This window comes from Methylobacterium litchii (genome assembly GCF_038442315.1).
Classification (GTDB): Bacteria; Pseudomonadota; Alphaproteobacteria; order Rhizobiales; family Beijerinckiaceae; genus Methylobacterium; species Methylobacterium litchii.
The window spans coordinates 1-14,515 of the sequence record NZ_JBBXMY010000029.1; the positions used below are offsets into that span (position 1 = coordinate 1).

At 68.2% G+C, this 14,515-nt stretch carries 17 protein-coding genes and 1 rRNA gene; 6 read left to right on the forward strand and 12 right to left on the reverse strand.

Annotated features, from left to right (window positions below; all coding sequences use genetic code 11):
• Both AAHF99_RS26025 and AAHF99_RS26030 read right to left on the reverse strand, forming a co-directional pair.
• Positions 1-71, reverse strand: a 16S ribosomal RNA gene (locus tag AAHF99_RS26025); the annotation flags it as partial.
• Between the two features lie 505 nt (positions 72-576).
• Complete coding sequence (locus AAHF99_RS26030) at positions 577-1,098, reverse strand: DUF2244 domain-containing protein (RefSeq protein WP_342167248.1); 522 nt, start codon at positions 1,096-1,098, stop codon at positions 577-579.
• Positions 1,099-1,118: 20 nt separating this feature from the next.
• On the opposite strand from AAHF99_RS26030, the gene nth reads away from it, so the two are divergent.
• Both nth and purC read left to right on the forward strand, forming a co-directional pair.
• A complete protein-coding gene (nth, locus tag AAHF99_RS26035) occupies positions 1,119-1,853 on the forward strand; it encodes an endonuclease III (RefSeq protein WP_412759956.1) in 735 nt (244 codons plus the stop codon).
• A 174-nt stretch (positions 1,854-2,027) separates the two neighbouring features.
• Positions 2,028-2,822 carry a phosphoribosylaminoimidazolesuccinocarboxamide synthase gene (gene purC, locus AAHF99_RS26040; RefSeq protein WP_238205833.1) on the forward strand — a complete coding sequence of 265 codons (795 nt, stop codon included), beginning with the start codon at positions 2,028-2,030 and terminating at the stop codon, positions 2,820-2,822.
• Positions 2,823-2,825: 3 nt separating this feature from the next.
• On the opposite strand, the gene AAHF99_RS26045 is transcribed toward purC, so the two are convergent.
• From AAHF99_RS26045 to AAHF99_RS26060, 4 genes are all read right to left on the reverse strand, one after another.
• A complete protein-coding gene (locus tag AAHF99_RS26045; RefSeq protein WP_342167249.1) occupies positions 2,826-4,379 on the reverse strand; it encodes a glycosyltransferase family 2 protein in 1,554 nt (517 codons plus the stop codon).
• On the reverse strand, positions 4,376-6,124 hold the full coding sequence (locus AAHF99_RS26050) for a glycosyltransferase family 2 protein (RefSeq protein ID WP_412759957.1): 1,749 nt from the start codon (positions 6,122-6,124) through the stop codon (positions 4,376-4,378). The genes AAHF99_RS26045 and AAHF99_RS26050 overlap by 4 nt, the downstream gene beginning before the upstream one ends.
• A 100-nt stretch (positions 6,125-6,224) precedes the next feature.
• On the reverse strand, positions 6,225-6,842 hold the full coding sequence (locus tag AAHF99_RS26055; RefSeq protein ID WP_342167251.1) for a hypothetical protein: 618 nt from the start codon (positions 6,840-6,842) through the stop codon (positions 6,225-6,227).
• A gap of 23 nt (positions 6,843-6,865) precedes the next feature.
• A complete protein-coding gene (locus AAHF99_RS26060; protein WP_243952077.1) occupies positions 6,866-7,327 on the reverse strand; it encodes an invasion associated locus B family protein in 462 nt (153 codons plus the stop codon).
• Between the two features lie 257 nt (positions 7,328-7,584).
• Here AAHF99_RS26060 and AAHF99_RS26065 point away from each other — a divergent pair, with 257 nt between their 5' ends.
• A complete protein-coding gene (locus AAHF99_RS26065) occupies positions 7,585-7,959 on the forward strand; it encodes a hypothetical protein (RefSeq protein WP_342167252.1) in 375 nt (124 codons plus the stop codon).
• A 3-nt stretch (positions 7,960-7,962) separates the two neighbouring features.
• Here the strand turns inward: AAHF99_RS26065 and AAHF99_RS26070 are convergent, their stop codons facing one another.
• The 3 genes from AAHF99_RS26070 to AAHF99_RS26080 form a co-directional block, all read right to left on the reverse strand.
• Positions 7,963-8,697 (reverse strand): M48 family metallopeptidase, encoded by a 735-nt coding sequence (locus AAHF99_RS26070; RefSeq protein ID WP_342167253.1) that lies wholly within the window; start codon positions 8,695-8,697, stop codon positions 7,963-7,965.
• A 53-nt stretch (positions 8,698-8,750) separates the two neighbouring features.
• Positions 8,751-9,275, reverse strand: a complete 525-nt coding sequence (locus AAHF99_RS26075) for an A24 family peptidase (RefSeq protein ID WP_412759958.1) — start codon at positions 9,273-9,275, stop codon at positions 8,751-8,753.
• Positions 9,276-9,387: 112 nt separating this feature from the next.
• Complete coding sequence (locus AAHF99_RS26080; RefSeq protein WP_342167254.1) at positions 9,388-9,552, reverse strand: Flp family type IVb pilin; 165 nt, start codon at positions 9,550-9,552, stop codon at positions 9,388-9,390.
• Positions 9,553-9,840: 288 nt separating this feature from the next.
• Between AAHF99_RS26080 and AAHF99_RS26085 the strand changes: the two genes are divergently transcribed.
• Positions 9,841-10,392 carry a pilus assembly protein N-terminal domain-containing protein gene (locus AAHF99_RS26085; RefSeq protein WP_342167255.1) on the forward strand — a complete coding sequence of 184 codons (552 nt, stop codon included), beginning with the start codon at positions 9,841-9,843 and terminating at the stop codon, positions 10,390-10,392.
• Between the two features lie 61 nt (positions 10,393-10,453).
• Positions 10,454-11,131, forward strand: a complete 678-nt coding sequence (locus AAHF99_RS26090) for a metallophosphoesterase family protein (protein ID WP_342167256.1) — start codon at positions 10,454-10,456, stop codon at positions 11,129-11,131.
• Here AAHF99_RS26090 and AAHF99_RS26095 read toward each other — a convergent pair.
• On the reverse strand, positions 11,128-12,327 hold the full coding sequence (locus tag AAHF99_RS26095) for a lytic murein transglycosylase (RefSeq protein ID WP_342167257.1): 1,200 nt from the start codon (positions 12,325-12,327) through the stop codon (positions 11,128-11,130). The genes AAHF99_RS26090 and AAHF99_RS26095 overlap by 4 nt on opposite strands.
• Complete coding sequence (locus AAHF99_RS26100; RefSeq protein WP_342167258.1) at positions 12,324-12,926, reverse strand: NAD(P)H-dependent oxidoreductase; 603 nt, start codon at positions 12,924-12,926, stop codon at positions 12,324-12,326. Before AAHF99_RS26100 ends, AAHF99_RS26095 begins: the two co-directional genes overlap by 4 nt.
• A 114-nt stretch (positions 12,927-13,040) precedes the next feature.
• On the opposite strand from AAHF99_RS26100, the gene AAHF99_RS26105 reads away from it, so the two are divergent.
• Positions 13,041-13,169, forward strand: coding sequence for a TFIIS helical bundle-like domain containing protein (locus AAHF99_RS26105; RefSeq protein ID WP_243952062.1), 129 nt, complete (start codon positions 13,041-13,043; stop codon positions 13,167-13,169).
• Between the two features lie 23 nt (positions 13,170-13,192).
• On the opposite strand, the gene AAHF99_RS26110 is transcribed toward AAHF99_RS26105, so the two are convergent.
• Positions 13,193-14,383, reverse strand: a complete 1,191-nt coding sequence (locus tag AAHF99_RS26110; protein WP_342167259.1) for a patatin-like phospholipase family protein — start codon at positions 14,381-14,383, stop codon at positions 13,193-13,195.
• Positions 14,384-14,515: the final 132 nt, after the last annotated feature.

The window sequence follows — 14,515 nt, forward strand, 5'->3', positions numbered from 1 at the left end:
GCCCGCTCGACTTGCATGTGTTAAGCCTGCCGCCAGCGTTCGCTCTGAGCCAGGATCAAACTCTCACGTTAAAGAGATTGATCTCAGCTGATCACGTATAAATCTCAGACGGAGCCTCACATCGAACGCAATCGCTTCACAGCGAAAGGTCCGGTGAGCTCAAAAGGAGATCCAACAGATCAGCGTCTCGTCTCTCACGATCCAGCATTGCGCCAGATCCGCAAGGACAGTCGAGTACGCCGTCCGCGTCTCCCTTCCTCATATCACAATGTCAAAGAGCCGAAGCCTCACACCCGGTGGCGGAGACCTCATCCTTACGAAACTCACGAACCGACCCACACCCGGCTTAAACCACCGCCAGGCACGTCCCGCTCGATTGTTCGGTAAGGTTGCCTACCTCAGCGCCACATCAGCAGCACCAGAGACAGACAGTCCAGCGTCCGGTTCGCTTCCGCGGCCGGCGCCGATGAACAGGGGTATACGGATCGTCCCCGGCGGCGTCAACCGCCTTTTTCGAGGACCGTCGATTTTTCTGCCAGAAGCCAGTGACGGCCGCGTGACGGCCGTTCCAGCCCCTCAGCGGCCCTTCTTGATGTCGGCCAACGCCCGGCTCAAGCCGTCTGCGATCCGAGCGCGTTCTTCGGGACCGGCATCGCGGGCGACGGCGACCTCCTGCCGGCGCGACACGAGGGTGAGGCGCTGAAGCCCGAACTCGTCGTCATCGACGGAGACGATCTTGGTCCAAAGGGGATTGAAGCGCCATTCGCGTCGCTCGCCCCGGTGGCTCACGCGAGCGAGGAGAATCTCGATCTGCGAGATCATCACCTCCTCGAAGGAGGCGCCGCGCCGGAAGCTGACCTTGAGGGCGAGGTAGATGCCCAGCATGTCGAGGCCGAAGAAGCCGGCGATCGGCCAGAAGCCCATTCGCCACGCCCAAACCGACATGGCGAACGAGACCAGGCACAGCCCGGCCATGACCACGCGGAAGCCGGTTCGGCTCAGGCTCTGGTGCGGCCGGATCGTCGCCGTGAAGACGGGCCGGTCGAAGCTGTCCGGATCGAGCCCGTCCGGATGGACTGAAGGATTGTAGCTCGCCATCCCACAGATATAACGCGCGAATGCCCGTCAGAAAGCCGTCCGCCGCCACCGCACGTGGACGGCTCGCGACCCGCCTCGCTACGCCCGCCCTGGACGGCCATGCCGTGGCCGCGCCGGAGCCGGTCGATGCGGCAAGTGTGGAGGAGATCTTCCGGCGCCTCCGGGAGGCGAACCCCGAGCCGAAGAGCGACCTGCGCTATACGAACGCCTACACGCTGCTCGTGGCGGTGGTGCTGTCCGCGCAGGCCACGGACAAGGGCGTGAACCTCGCGACAGGACCGCTCTTCGCGGTGGCGGATACGCCTCAGGCGATGCTGGCGCTCGGCGAGGAGAATGTGCGCCACTTCATCCGCACCATCGGCCTGTTCAACACCAAGGCAAAGAACGTCATCGCCCTCTCCCGCATCCTCATCGAGGAGCACGGGGGCGAGGTGCCGGCGAGCCTTGAGGCCTTGCAGGTTCTGCCCGGCGTCGGGGCGAAGACGGCGAGCGTCGTGCTGAACGTGGCCTTCGGCGTCCCGCGAATCGCGGTCGACACCCATATCTTCCGCGTCGCCAACCGCATTCCCCTTGCGGTGGCCGCCACCACCGACAAGATCCAGGCGAAGCTGGAGGCGATCGTCCCGGAGCCCTTCCTGCTGCACGCCCACCACTGGCTGATCCTGCAAGGCCGGTACGTGTGCAAGGCACGCAAGCCCGATTGCCCCTCCTGCCGGATCCGCGATCTCTGCCGCTATCCGGCCAAGACCGCGTGACAGCCCTGCCGCCGCGCGGCGCGGGGGGCTAACGCGTTGTGCTACCAGTCCGCTTCGGGTAGTTTCGGTGTGGCCGCCGGGCCCTTCCGAGGGGCCTTCGGCTGCACGACCAAACGTCCGGTCGCCGCGCCGCGGATCCCGCTTCACTCGTCGCGCTACCCAGGAGCCCCGGCCATGGACTTCCTCAAACCACGGTATACGCCCATGAACCGCCGCCGTCGCATCTACGAGGGCAAGGCGAAGGTCCTCTACGAGGGGCCGGAGCCGGGCACCCTCATCCAGCACTTCAAGGATGACGCGACCGCGTTCAACGCGAAGAAGCACGAAGTCATCGACGGCAAGGGCGTTCTGAACAACCGAATCTCGGAATTCGTCTTTCAGAACCTCAATGACATCGGGGTGCCCACGCACTTCATCCGGCGGCTGAACATGCGCGAGCAGCTGATCCGGGAAGTCGAGATCATCCCCCTCGAAGTGGTCGTCCGCAACGTCGCGGCCGGTTCGCTGGCGACCCGCCTCGGCCTCGAGGAAGGCACGCAGCTGCCGCGCTCGATCATCGAGTTCTATTACAAGAACGACCAGCTCAACGACCCGATGGTATCGGAGGAGCACATCACCGCGTTCGGCTGGGCGACGCCCCAAGAGATCGACGACATCATGGCGCTGGCGATCCGCGTCAACGACTTCCTGTCCGGCCTCTTCCTCGGCGTCGGCATCCGTCTGGTGGACTTCAAGATGGAGACCGGCCGGCTCTGGGAAGGCGACATGATGCGCATCGTCGTGGCCGACGAGATCTCCCCCGATTCCTGCCGCCTCTGGGACATCAAGTCCTCCGACAAGCTCGACAAGGACCGGTTCCGCAAGGACCTCGGCGGGCTCATCGAAGCCTATACCGAGGTCGCCAAGCGCCTCGGCATCATGGCCGAGAACGAGAAGGTGCAGATGGGCGGCCCGCGCCTCGTGCAGTAAGGGTCAGGCAGGCCGGCGGATCGCGCCGGCCTGCGGAAAGTCCCTGGCGCGCCTCGCATGGGTCGACAGGTTGCGCTCGAATCCCGCGTTGTAATGGGGGTCCTGCACCAGCAGCGGCCCCCATCGCTTTTTGAAGGCCGCGACCTCACGCTCGTGGCGGGCGCGGGCCTCCTCCGTCCAGCGACGGCTCGCCGCCTCGCGGTGGTGGAGCACGGCCTCGGGGGCCATCACCGTGCGAAAGCCGGCCGCGTTGAGACGCAGGCACAGGTCGACGTCGTTGAAGTCGACCGCGAAGGTCTCCGCGTCGAAGCCGCCGACCGCCCTGAACTTTTCGGCCTCGATCATCAGGCAGGCGGCCGTCACCGCCGAGACCCGGTGCGCCGCGCGCAGGGTCGAGAGGTAGCCCGGCGCGTCGCCGGGGAAGTGGCGGTGAGCGTGCGTGACGAGGCCGCCCGTGCCGAGGACAATTCCACCGTGCTGGATGCGGCCCGCCCCATCAAGGAGCTTGGCCCCCACCGTGCCGATACCCGGTCGCAGGGCATGGCGGGCCATCGCCACGAGCCAATCCGCGCGGAACGCCTCGACGTCGTTGTTCATGAAGACGAGGAGTTTGCCGCGCGCCTGCGCCGCCGCCGCGTTGTTCATCGCGGCGAAATTGAACGGGCCGGGACAGGGCACGACGACCCCCCTCCCCTCCCCCGTCAGGGTTTCGAGATAGGCCAGCGTCTCCGGCTCGCGGCTGTCGTTGTCGCAAACAAGGATTTCCAGCCTTGGCCAGACGGTGCGACTGCGCAGGGCGTCGAGGCAGGGGCGGAGGAGATCGAGCCTGTCGCGGGTCGGGACGATGACGCTGACGAGGGGCGTTTCCGCGAGGGGATGGGTGACCTGGACGATCCCATCCGCGTCCATCATCACGGTCGCGTCTTCGCGGCCGGTGCGGTCAAGGTGCTGTCGCACGGCGGTCAGGCGGTCGGCCGAGGCGTCGTCGCCGGGGCGGCGAAGGTAGAGCAGGCCCGGCAGATGGCCGATCGCTTCGGCACCGTACCTCTCCGCGATCGCCAGCGCCGCCGCGACCGGGCTGGACACCGGGGCGAGAGCGCCCCGGCGCAGGGCGAGCGGGCCGAGGTAATCGACCGCCATCAGGAGATCCGGGTCGAAGGCCGGCGGGAGCACGGGATGGGCCGGGCCGCCAGCTCGCCTTTGCACCAGACCATCGCCGTAGATCGCCTGAAGCGTTGGGTTCTCTGCGAAGGCTCGGGCGATCCGGTCGGACGCGCCGCGCAGGAGCGTCCCGCTGCCAACGAGGGTGACACTCCCCTCCCCCGGCGGCTCCTCGGTGGCGCGATTCATCGCGGAGGCCGGCAGGGCGAGGCGATGGTCGATCCCCACGAGCGCCGCGAGGCGCTGGCGCGCGCGCAGGCGCTTGCCGGTGAGGCGGGCGGCGAGAATGTCGAGGGTCGCGCGGGGCTGGCGCAGTAGTTCGGCCGCGAGGGCGAGGGGCGAAGGCTGGAGGCCGTCGCCGAGAAAGGCGCCGCCTGTCGGATCGAAGCGGCTCACTCCAGATCCTCGCCGAAGGTCGTGAGCGACAGGGCCGGATGGTAAAAGGGATCGTGCCGGATCACGTCGAGCCATCGGGCAGTGAACAGGGCCGCCTCGCGTTCGAAGCGCTCTCGCTTGGCGCCCACCGACGGACCTCGGCTCACGGATTCGAAGTGGAAGAGCTCCGCCTCTGGCGTCCAGATCGTCTTCCAGCCCTTCGCGCCGAGGCGCAGACAGAAGTCGACGTCGTTGAAGTCGATGGGGAAGGCCTCGGCGTCGAAGCCGCCCACCGCGAGATACTTGTCGCGGGAGACGGCGAGGCAGGCCGCCGTCACCGCCGAGACTTCGTGCGCGACGTGCAGGCGGCCGAGATGTCCCGGCGTATCGGCCGGACGCCGCCGCAGGATGTGGCCCGCCCGCCCCGCAAGGCCGACCACGACGCCGGCATGTTGCAGCGTGCCGTCGCCGAAGAGCAGCTTGGCCCCGACCGCCCCGACCTCCGGCCGGATCGCCTGACGAACCATCGCGCCGAGCCAACCCGGCCCCCGCACGCCGATGTCGTTGTTGAGCAGCACTACGACCTGCCCCGATGCCGCCGCCACCCCCGCATTGACCATCGCCGAGAAGTTGAAAGCTTGCGGGAAGCTGACGATCTGCACGCGAGAATCGCGCTTCAGTTTTTCGTAGTAAGCCAGGACGGCGGGATCGGTGGAGCCGTTATCGACCACGATCAGCTCGATGGCGGGATAGTCCGTCGCCTCAAGCAGGCCGCGACTGACCGTGGAGATGAGGTCGAGCCTGTCTCGGGAGGGGATGATCACGCTCACGAGGGGCGCGGGATCGGGGAGCGGCCATGCCACTTCGCGCGCAGAGTAAGATGGAGTGGCAGCGACGGTCGCCAGGGGCCGTGGGCAATGGACGGCACGGCGGCAGGCTTCAGCCACGAGGCGACCGAGGGTGTCCGCAGCCTCGGTGACCGAACCCAGAGGCTCGTTCGGGAGGCGTTCGATCAGCGCACGCGAGACGAGGGCGACGCGGCCGACATAACCCGTCGCCCTGGCGAGGTCGGGGCTCCAATCGGGTTTCAGGCGCGGCGCGCCATCGGCGTCCACCTCGTCGGCGTAGGCGAGATCGGCTCCACCGAGGCTCGCCGCAAGGAGGGCAAAGGCATCCGGTTCGAGGGCGTCGCCGGCATGCAGAACGCAAAGCGCCGCCGCATCCGACAGCAAGTCCGAAGGGCTCCCCACGGACAAATCAGTTAGGGCGACCGTCTCAGCCGCCAGGGTTTGCGCGCGCACCGTCGCGAGGGTGCGTTCCAGAGTTTCGGAGGCAGCGCCATGCGCGAGAACGATGCAGCGGATCGTGAGACTCGGCACCGGCCCTTCGAAGGGCACACGCCGCGTGGCGGCCCAGGCCGCGAAATGCTGTCGCCGAGTCACGGCCACGCCGCCGCGCACAATATCTCGATAGCGGCGCGATTGCCCCTTCGCGCGGGCCCATAGGGCAGCAAGGGCATTCCCCGGCTTCCGCCATGCGCAGGCTAGGAAAACACTCGCCTCGCTGCGGCGCTCGACCCGATCGAGCCTCGCGCTGGGGGCGGCGGCGAGCAGGATTTGCGTCGCGTCCTCTGGGATCAGCCCGATCCATTGCGCGCAGCCCAAGGCCGGGCCGGGACAGACGATCACTTGCTCCTCACCCCCGGCGCGGGTGATGCGCAAGACCGGGCGGCGGGGCGGCGCGAGGGGATCGGCCGAAAAGCTCAAGGCGAACCAGCCGCCGGAGCGGCCGGGCAGGATCAGCTGCGACTCGAAGACAGGATCGCCGCTCGGTTCGAAGCGGAAAACGACCGACCGTGCGCGGGGCTCACTGGGCAGCGTCGCCTCCGCCGGCCGGTGCGGCGGCGGAGGCCGGCTTGCGGCGGGGCTTCGCCTTGGCGGTCGTCGCCTTGGCGGCGCCGAGCCCGACCTCGATCTCGTAATCCCGCGACAGGGCGGGCGGAACGACGAGATCGTCGACGACGATCTGCGCGAAGCCCTGCGCCTCACCCTTGCCGATCTCGGCATCGGTGCGGGCGGTGCGGGTCATCACGGTCTTGTCGTCGTGCTTGATGGAGAAGCTGACGGGCACGTCGAACCGGCCCGGAGCACCGGCGGGCCCGAGCAGGACGCGCGCCTCGACGCCGACCTTCACCACGACCGAGCCGTCTTCCCGCCGCGCGCATTCGCGGGCGAGGCGCCCCAGGCTGATCTGCGTGCGCACGTTGCCGCCGGCCATGATCCGCAGGGCCGCGCCGCCCTCCATCACATCGACGTTCGGGCAATAAGCGGCTTCCGTCTCCTTCGGCTGCGACGGGGGAACCGTCGTGCCGCCATACTTGAAGATGTTCGAGAAGACGTTGCCCTCCTCCTGCGCCGAGGCCGGGGAGACAGAAAAGCCTACCGCGACGAGGAGGCCAAGAAGACGGATCCGATGTCCAACCATGAGCGAGAACCCGGACAGGCGGTTTACTTGAGGCTGTCGAAGCCGGCGGCGAAGCCCTTCATCGAGAGCGGGATGCCGACGCCCTCCTCGGGCGTCTGGAAGACGATGAAGGTCGCCTTCGAGCCGTTCTTGAATTGCTGGATCAGGCCGCCGTCCATCACCACCTCGGCGACGCAGCCGGTGGTGAGGCAGCGGACGAAGCCGGCGCGGCCGATATCCGTCTGGTCGATCTTCAGCCCGAGGCCGGAGGGCAGCAGGACGCCGAGGGGCGCCACGACGCGCAACAGGTAGCCCCTGTTGTCGGCGGTCTTGAGCACGATGACCACCAGGGTCAGATTCGGCCGGTCCTCGGCGGCGAGATACTGGACGAGGGCGCATTGCTCGGCCTTGGCACCGGCCGGCGTCTCGCAGCGCAATTGCCAATCGTCGAACGTCTTGCGGACAGTCCCCTGCGCGGCGGCGGGCGCGGCGGCCAGGACCGACATCAGGATGAGGAGCCCGGACAGCGCAGCCGCATGCCGGAATCGATCGAGCCTCACGAGGAACGGCACCATCTGACCCTGTCGGAGAGACCGCGCCCTGACGGCGGCGGCCCGGTAAGCGAGGGTGTTCCGACCATGCGGGCACCCGCGCTGTCAAGCGAGCGACCCATGCATGGGTGCGGCACCGGCTACCCGGCGGGCCGCTTATGGCCTAGATTGTGGCGAACGCACCTGCGCCCGCCACAATTCGGAACCCCGTCATGCGTCTTCCCGCCCTCTCGGCCGCCTTCCTCGTCGCCACCCTCGCCCAAGCCGGCGCCCAAAGCCTGCCCGTGGGCGAGACGACCTATGTCGAGCGCTCGCTGAATCATTCCGACGCGCTCACCGTCGAGCATCCCCCGGTGGCGGTGAACCCCTATGGCCGTCGCGGCGGCTCGGCCGCCCTGGCCGGCAATTGCCGGGAGGGCGGCATCATCCGGCGCCACGATCAGTTCGGGAACCCGGTGATCCTGCGCCAGCGCGAGATCTGCGACAGCACCGCGCCGCGCACCCTGGACCCTGGCGAGGTCAACCCGCGCCCCGTCTGGCCGGCGGAGGTCGTCACGGCCCGCCGCGTCCTGCGCGTGAAGGGCTGAGCCCTAACCGAAGCGGTGCAGCTCGGTGCCGTTCCGCTTCAGCCACGCCTCGGCGGCGTCGACATGGCCGCAGAGGTGGTGCGCCACGGCCCAGAAGCGCGAGGAATGGTTCATCTCCCGCAGATGCGCCATCTCGTGCGCGACGAGGTAGTCGAGCACCATCGGCGGCGCGAGGATCAGGCGCCACGAAAAGTTCAATTCTCCCCGCGCGGTGCAGGAGCCCCAGCGGCTGCGCGTATCCCGCAGGGTGATCCGCACGGGGCGCTGGCCGAGGGTCGCGGCATGGCGGTCGATGGCGGCTTCGATGTCGGCGCGGGCCGCGCGCATCAGGGCGTCGCGGACCCGGCGGGGGAAATGGGCCTCCTCGCAGGCGAGGGACAGCACCTTCCCACCCCCCTCCTCCCCCCAGCGCGCGGTGCCGCCCCGGGCGCCGCGCAGGACAAGCCGGTGAGGCTCGCCCCGGATTGGGATCTCGGCGCCGGGCTCGAAGGAGATGCGCTCCGGCACGCGAGCGAGGCGCGCGGCGATCCAGCCGGCATGGCTCGCGGCGAAGCGTTGGGCGGTGCTCACCGCCATGCGCGGTGGCAGGGTGATGACGGCTTCGCCGGTCGCGGCGGACACGCGTAGGGTGATGCGGCGGGCGGCGTCCCGCCGACGCAGGGCGACGCGCAGCAGCGCGCCCTCGTGGTGGACGTCGAGGTGATCCGGATCGGGGCGTCGCAGGAATGCGAGGGGCATGGGCCCCTTTTAGCGGCGCCGGGGCGCCGGCTCCAGATCCTTGGCCGTTTGCCTCAGGCTCCGGCCAGGGCGGTCCAGACCGAGGTCTCGGGCAGGACGAGCAGCGCAGCGGCGGCCAGGGCGATGCCGTAGGGCACGCCGGTCTTGCGGTCGTGCAGGTGTAGAGCGAAGGGCAGCCGGGCCAGCGGATTCGGCAGCGGGTGCGAACGCGCGGCGAGGAGGGCCAGCGTCAGCAGGCCGCCGAGGACGGAGGCCGCGAGGAGATAATCGATCAACCCGTCGAAGCCGAGCCACAGGGCCGTCGCGGCCGCGAGCTTGGCATCCCCGCCGCCGATGATGTTCAGGGCGAAGAGGGTGAAGGTCGCCGTCAAGACGAGGGCGGCGGCGCCAACATGCAGGCCGATCTCGGCGGGGCTCATCAGCCCGCTCGCCGCGAGCACGGCGAAGCCGGCGACCAGCGCCAGCGAAATTCGGTTCGGTATGAGCATGGTGAGGAGGTCGCTCGCTGCGGCATAGGCCATCAGGAACGGGAACATCACCAGCAGGCCGAATTCGGCGATGACGGTTCCGCTCATCATGTAACCCCGGTTTCGGTCCGAACGGCTCCGGCACGGTGAGCTCCCGCCCCGTCCCTTTCGGGACGCGACGGTCACTCGCCGTGCCGCGGATCGGAGTAGATCGGTTAACCGATTACTGCAGCTGAGCCGAAATGGAGGCGAACTTGGAGTTGAGCTGCGAGCCGATGACCTTCAGCGTGCCGATGATCACGACGGCGATGAGGGCGGCGATCATGCCGTACTCGATGGCGGTGGCGCCGGATTCGTCGCCGGCGAAGCGCTTGACGATGCTCTTCATGATGAAGGTCCCATTTCGATAGAAGCGAATTGACCGTCGAAGTGTTACGCCTCGATCGGCGGCTCCCTCACACTGGCCAGCACGCCTTGAAATTGAGTTAAACGGATCTCACAACCACGGGAGCAGGTGACACATTTCACACTGCTTCAAGAAAAGTTGATCTGAAAAACAGGCAAAGCTCAGCAGTATAAGCAGGAAGACCGGTATAGCTTTTAGGGAAGTGTTTACCAGTTTCGTGCTTGCTGGAGGGGCTCGGTCTCGCCGCGCGCCTTGTACGGGCATGTTTCTATGCGTCGCACCCCTTTGTCGGCCGGCTTGTTCGGCGTCGCCCTCACCGTGGTGAGCCTTCTGCCGGGCGTCGTCTCCGCCGCCCAGCCCGAGGCGTTGCCGGTGGTGACGGTGATCGTCGACAACGCGAAGGTGATCCGCCTGCCGGAGAAGACGCAGACGGTCGTGGTTGGCAATCCGTTCATTGCCGAGGTGACGCCGCAGAAGAACGGCGTGCTGATCCTCACCGGCAAGAGCTTCGGGTCCACCAACCTCATCGCACTGGACAGCGCCGGCGCGCTCATCGCCGAGACGATGATCCGCGTCGAGGCGTCCCGCGAAGCGACCATCACCGTCCAGCGCGGGATGGACCGCGAGTCGCTGTCCTGCACGCCGAACTGCCAGCCCTCGGCGCAGCTCGGCGATGCGGCCAAATACTTCGACCCCACCAGCGGACAGGCTGACAAGCGGCGGGCCCTGGCGTCGAGCGGTGGCGGTGTCGGTGCGACCTCGCAGGGCCCCGGCGCGGGCGGCGGCGGCGGCGCCGGCATGGGCGCGATAACCTCCCCCTGACGTGGACGACTGAGCGCTTCCGCCGTCTTGCACAGCGTCCCACGCCCGTGGACAACAGCTGATGCAATCGACGGTCCTCACGTACGCCATCGGCGACATTCACGGGTGCAGCGACCTCCTCGACGCGCTTCTCGAACGCATCGAGGCCCACGCGGAGGGTCGCGAGAGGCGGCTCGTCTTTCTCGGCGACTACATCGACCGGGGGCCGGACTCGGCGGCGGTGCTGCGCACGATCAGCCGGATGCACTGGGCGGAACCCGATCACGTCACCTGCCTGATGGGCAATCACGAGCGGATGCTGCTCGACTCCCTCACAACCGAGGATTCCGCGCTGCATTGGCTGGCGAACGGCGGTGAGGCCACCCTCGACTCCTTCGGCGCGCGGGAGGTGGCGGATCTGCCGAGTGCCATCCTCGACTGGATCGAGGGCTTGCCGACGCTGCATTCCGATGCCGCGCACTGGTACGTCCATGCCGGGCTGAGGCCGGGCGTTCCGGCATCGGAGTGCGACCCGCACGACCGCCTCTGGATCCGCGACAGCTTCCTCGACGGGGAGCATGATTTCGGCCGCCACGTCGTCCACGGCCACACGCCGCAGCGGAACGGTCGGCCGGAACAGCGGCGCTACCGCACCAATCTCGACACGGCGGCGGTCTATGGCGGCGCACTGACGGCAGGCGTCTTCACGGACGCCGCCGGGCCGGCCGAATCCATCCTTCAGGTCCGACCCAGCCCCTAGCGCGTCTTCGCCCGGAGCGTGTCGAGCATCGTCGCGTCGGCATAGCCATCGGGCGGCAGGCCGGCGGAGGACTGGAAGGCGCGCAGGGCCGCCCGCGTGCGCGGCCCGACCTTGCCATCGACGGTACCCACCGGATGGCCCTGCGCCGTCAGGAGCGTCTGGAGATCGCGGCGCTCGTCCGCTCCAAGCATCCTGTCGCCGCGCGGCCAATCACGCCCGAAGCCCGGCAGGCCGCGCAGGCGGTCCGAGAGATGCGCCACCGTGAGCGCGTAGGAGAAGGACGTGTTGTAGCGCAGGATCACCGCGAAGTTCGGCAGCAGCAGGAAGGCCGGACCGCGCGCGCCCGTGGGCAGGAACAGCGTTGCCCTGTTCTCGTCCTTCAGCCCGTCATCGCGAACCGGGCGTACGCCGAGGTCGCGCCATTCCGCCAGGGTGCGGGCCGTGGTCTCGTCGGCCAGGGCGAGGTTGAAATCGAGCGGGAGGGTTGCCTCGCTGCCCCAACGCTCGCCGGTCTTCCAGCCTTCGGCCACCAGGAAGTTCGCCGTCGAGGCGAGAGAATCGGGCACCGAGCCCCAGAGGTCGCGGCGCCCGTCGCCGTCGAAATCCACCGCCCGCGAGAGAAACACGCTCGGCATGAACTGCGTGTTGCCGAGCGCGCCTGCCCAGGAGCCGGTCAGCCGCTCCGGCGTCGCATCGCCGGCCGCGAGGATCTTGAGGGCGGCGATCAACTCGGCCTTCCAGTAGTCCGGCCGCCCCGGATCGCCGCAGGCGAGCGTCGCGAGGGAGCGGATCGCCGGGCGGACGACGGTCAGGTCATCGAGCACGGCGCCGTAACTCGATTCCACACCCCAGAACGCCACCAATGTGTAGCGATCCACGCCGTAGCGGGCCTCGATGGCATCGAGGGCGACCGACCATTGCTGCAGTTTGCGCTGGCCCTCGGCGATCTTCTCCGGCGTCACGGAGGCTTCGACATAAGCCCAGACCGGCTTCGTGAACTCGGCCTGGTTCTGCGTCGCCGCCAGTACTGCGGCGTCGGGGGTGAGTGTGCCGAGCTGCGCCTGGGCGAGGTCGCGTGGTACGCCAGCCTCCACCGCCGGCCCGACAAGGGCCTCGATGCAGGGTTCGGCATGGGCCGGGCTCGCAAGGAGGAGCGTCGCCAGCAGGGTCGAACGTAACATCACAGCCGGTCTCATAGCTCTCGTTTGCGCCCACGCCTCAGGCCCGCCGCCGAGCGGGCGAAGTAGGATACACGCTTGTCCCAGGCCGCGAGCCGCTTGGCGGTTCCACCCTGCCGCGTCGGTCCGAGGCGCAGGATGCGGACGGGGTGGAAGCCGCAGAAGCCGAGGATCTGCCGCCGCCATCGCCGCCCCACCGGATCGCCATAGACGAGGCGCAGATACCAGGGCGGCGTATCCATCATGACGATGAGATCGGCCGACCGCCCGACCATCAGCCGATCCCAGAACGGATCGTCGCGATGGTACCGGAACGCAAAGCCCGGCAACAGCAGCCGGTCGATGAAGCCCTTCACCAAGGCCGGCTCGCCGCCCCACCAGAGGGGAAAGGCGACGACCACGTGATCGCACGCGTTCAGCAGCCCGGCGAGCCGCGCCAGATCGGGCTCCAACGACTGCTCCTCGGCATAACCCCGGCGCAGGTTCGGCGAGAACGCCAGGTCGCGCAGGGCGACACGCTCGACGTGCGCGCCCTCAAGGGCGGCTGCGTAGCGGTTGAGGAGATGCGTCACCAGCCGCCCGGCATCCGGGTGCCCGTCGAGGATCAGAACCTGCATCGGCGCAGGGCCCTTCGTCACGGCGAGGGGCGCATGGCGCGGAACAGGGCGCCACCATCGCCCGTTCACTTACAAGCTGCGCCGTTTTGGCGCATGATGCGAGAGGACACCCGGATGAGCCTTATCGGACGAATCGTCACCAAGCTCCTCGGCAACGAAGACCGGCAGGTCGTTCGCGATGATCGCAACGCGAGCACCGCGTCGCCCATCGGCCGTCTCGTCACGAAGATCCTGCGGAAGTAAGCCCAGCGCCCGCGCCGGGCACCCTAGCGGTTCACCGTCTGCGCGATCTGCGTCTTCACGATGGGCGCGGCGGGCACGGTGTGTTCCCACAGGTTCCCGGTGCGGGCCTTATCGAACCCGTTCTGATAGAGGCTGCGCATATAGGCGGTGTTGAAGCCCTGCGCGGTCGACGCCTTCGGGCCCGACTCATCGACGTAGGTCAGGTTAAAGCCGATGTTGTTGGTCCGGGCCAGGGCATAGGTCGCCGCCAGCGCCGCGCGGGACCGCGCCCGGCTCGCCGTCGTGAAGGACCGGCCGACGATGGCCAGGGTGTTGTCCTGCGTCACCTCGAAATCGGGCTCCAGTCGGCCATTGATGACCACGAAGATCTGGCCCTTGCCCGTGGTGGGGAGCTTGCCGTCGCGCAGCAGCAGGCTCTGCGGCAGGGTGAAGACCGGCGTCACCACCGACCCGTCGACATGCATTTCTTTGAACTGCGACGGGCCGGCGCTCACGTCGATGAATTGCGGCGGGAACACCGCCGGGATGCTGGCCGAGGCGGCGAGCACATCGCGGAATAGGTCGAGCCGGTTCGGCACGTTGCTCGACGCGATGGCGCCCATGTTCCAGATCACGGCACGCTGCGAGTCGAGGTTCGTCGTCACCACGAGGAGGCGGCGGCCCTTCGCATGCTCGGCGGCGATGGCGTCGAGCAGGTCGTTCGACACGTAGCGCCCGATCAGGTCGCGCAGACGCCCGTCACCGAACAGGCCGGAGCCGAACAGCACGCTCGTGATGCTCGGCTGCGCGACCAGGGTCTCGGCCACGCCGCTCGTGTAGAATTCGGTGAGGTAGGAATCGTAGGCCGAGCCGAGGAAGGCGAAGGGCGCGATCAGCGCCCCCGTCGACACGCCGGAGACGAGGCTGAACTCGGGCCGCGTGCCGGACGCGGTCCAGCCATTCAGCACGCCCGCGCCGTAGGCACCGTCCCCACCGCCGCCTGAGAGGGCGAGGTAGGTGAAGCGATCCTGCTTCCGCTGCGGAACGCTCGACAGGCGTGCGATCGTGTCGAAGGAGGCATCAGCGAAGACGCGCGCATCGGGGATGCCCGGCACGGTCGCGTCTGCGGCCTCCTGTGCGGAGTAGGCGGTACGCGGCACGGAGCCGCATGCCGCCATCTGCGCCGCCAAACCGAGGGCGGCGGCGATGCGCAGCCCGGTCCGAACCTTACCCATCGTCCTCGTCCCGAACGGCCGGCTCGCTTGCTAAGCGACGCAGTCACAGTGTGGGAACGAGCTTGGCCGTTTCACGTTCCCTCCGTAAAGGCCAAGTTCGGCTAAAAACACCAATGTTGCAGTGCGGACACG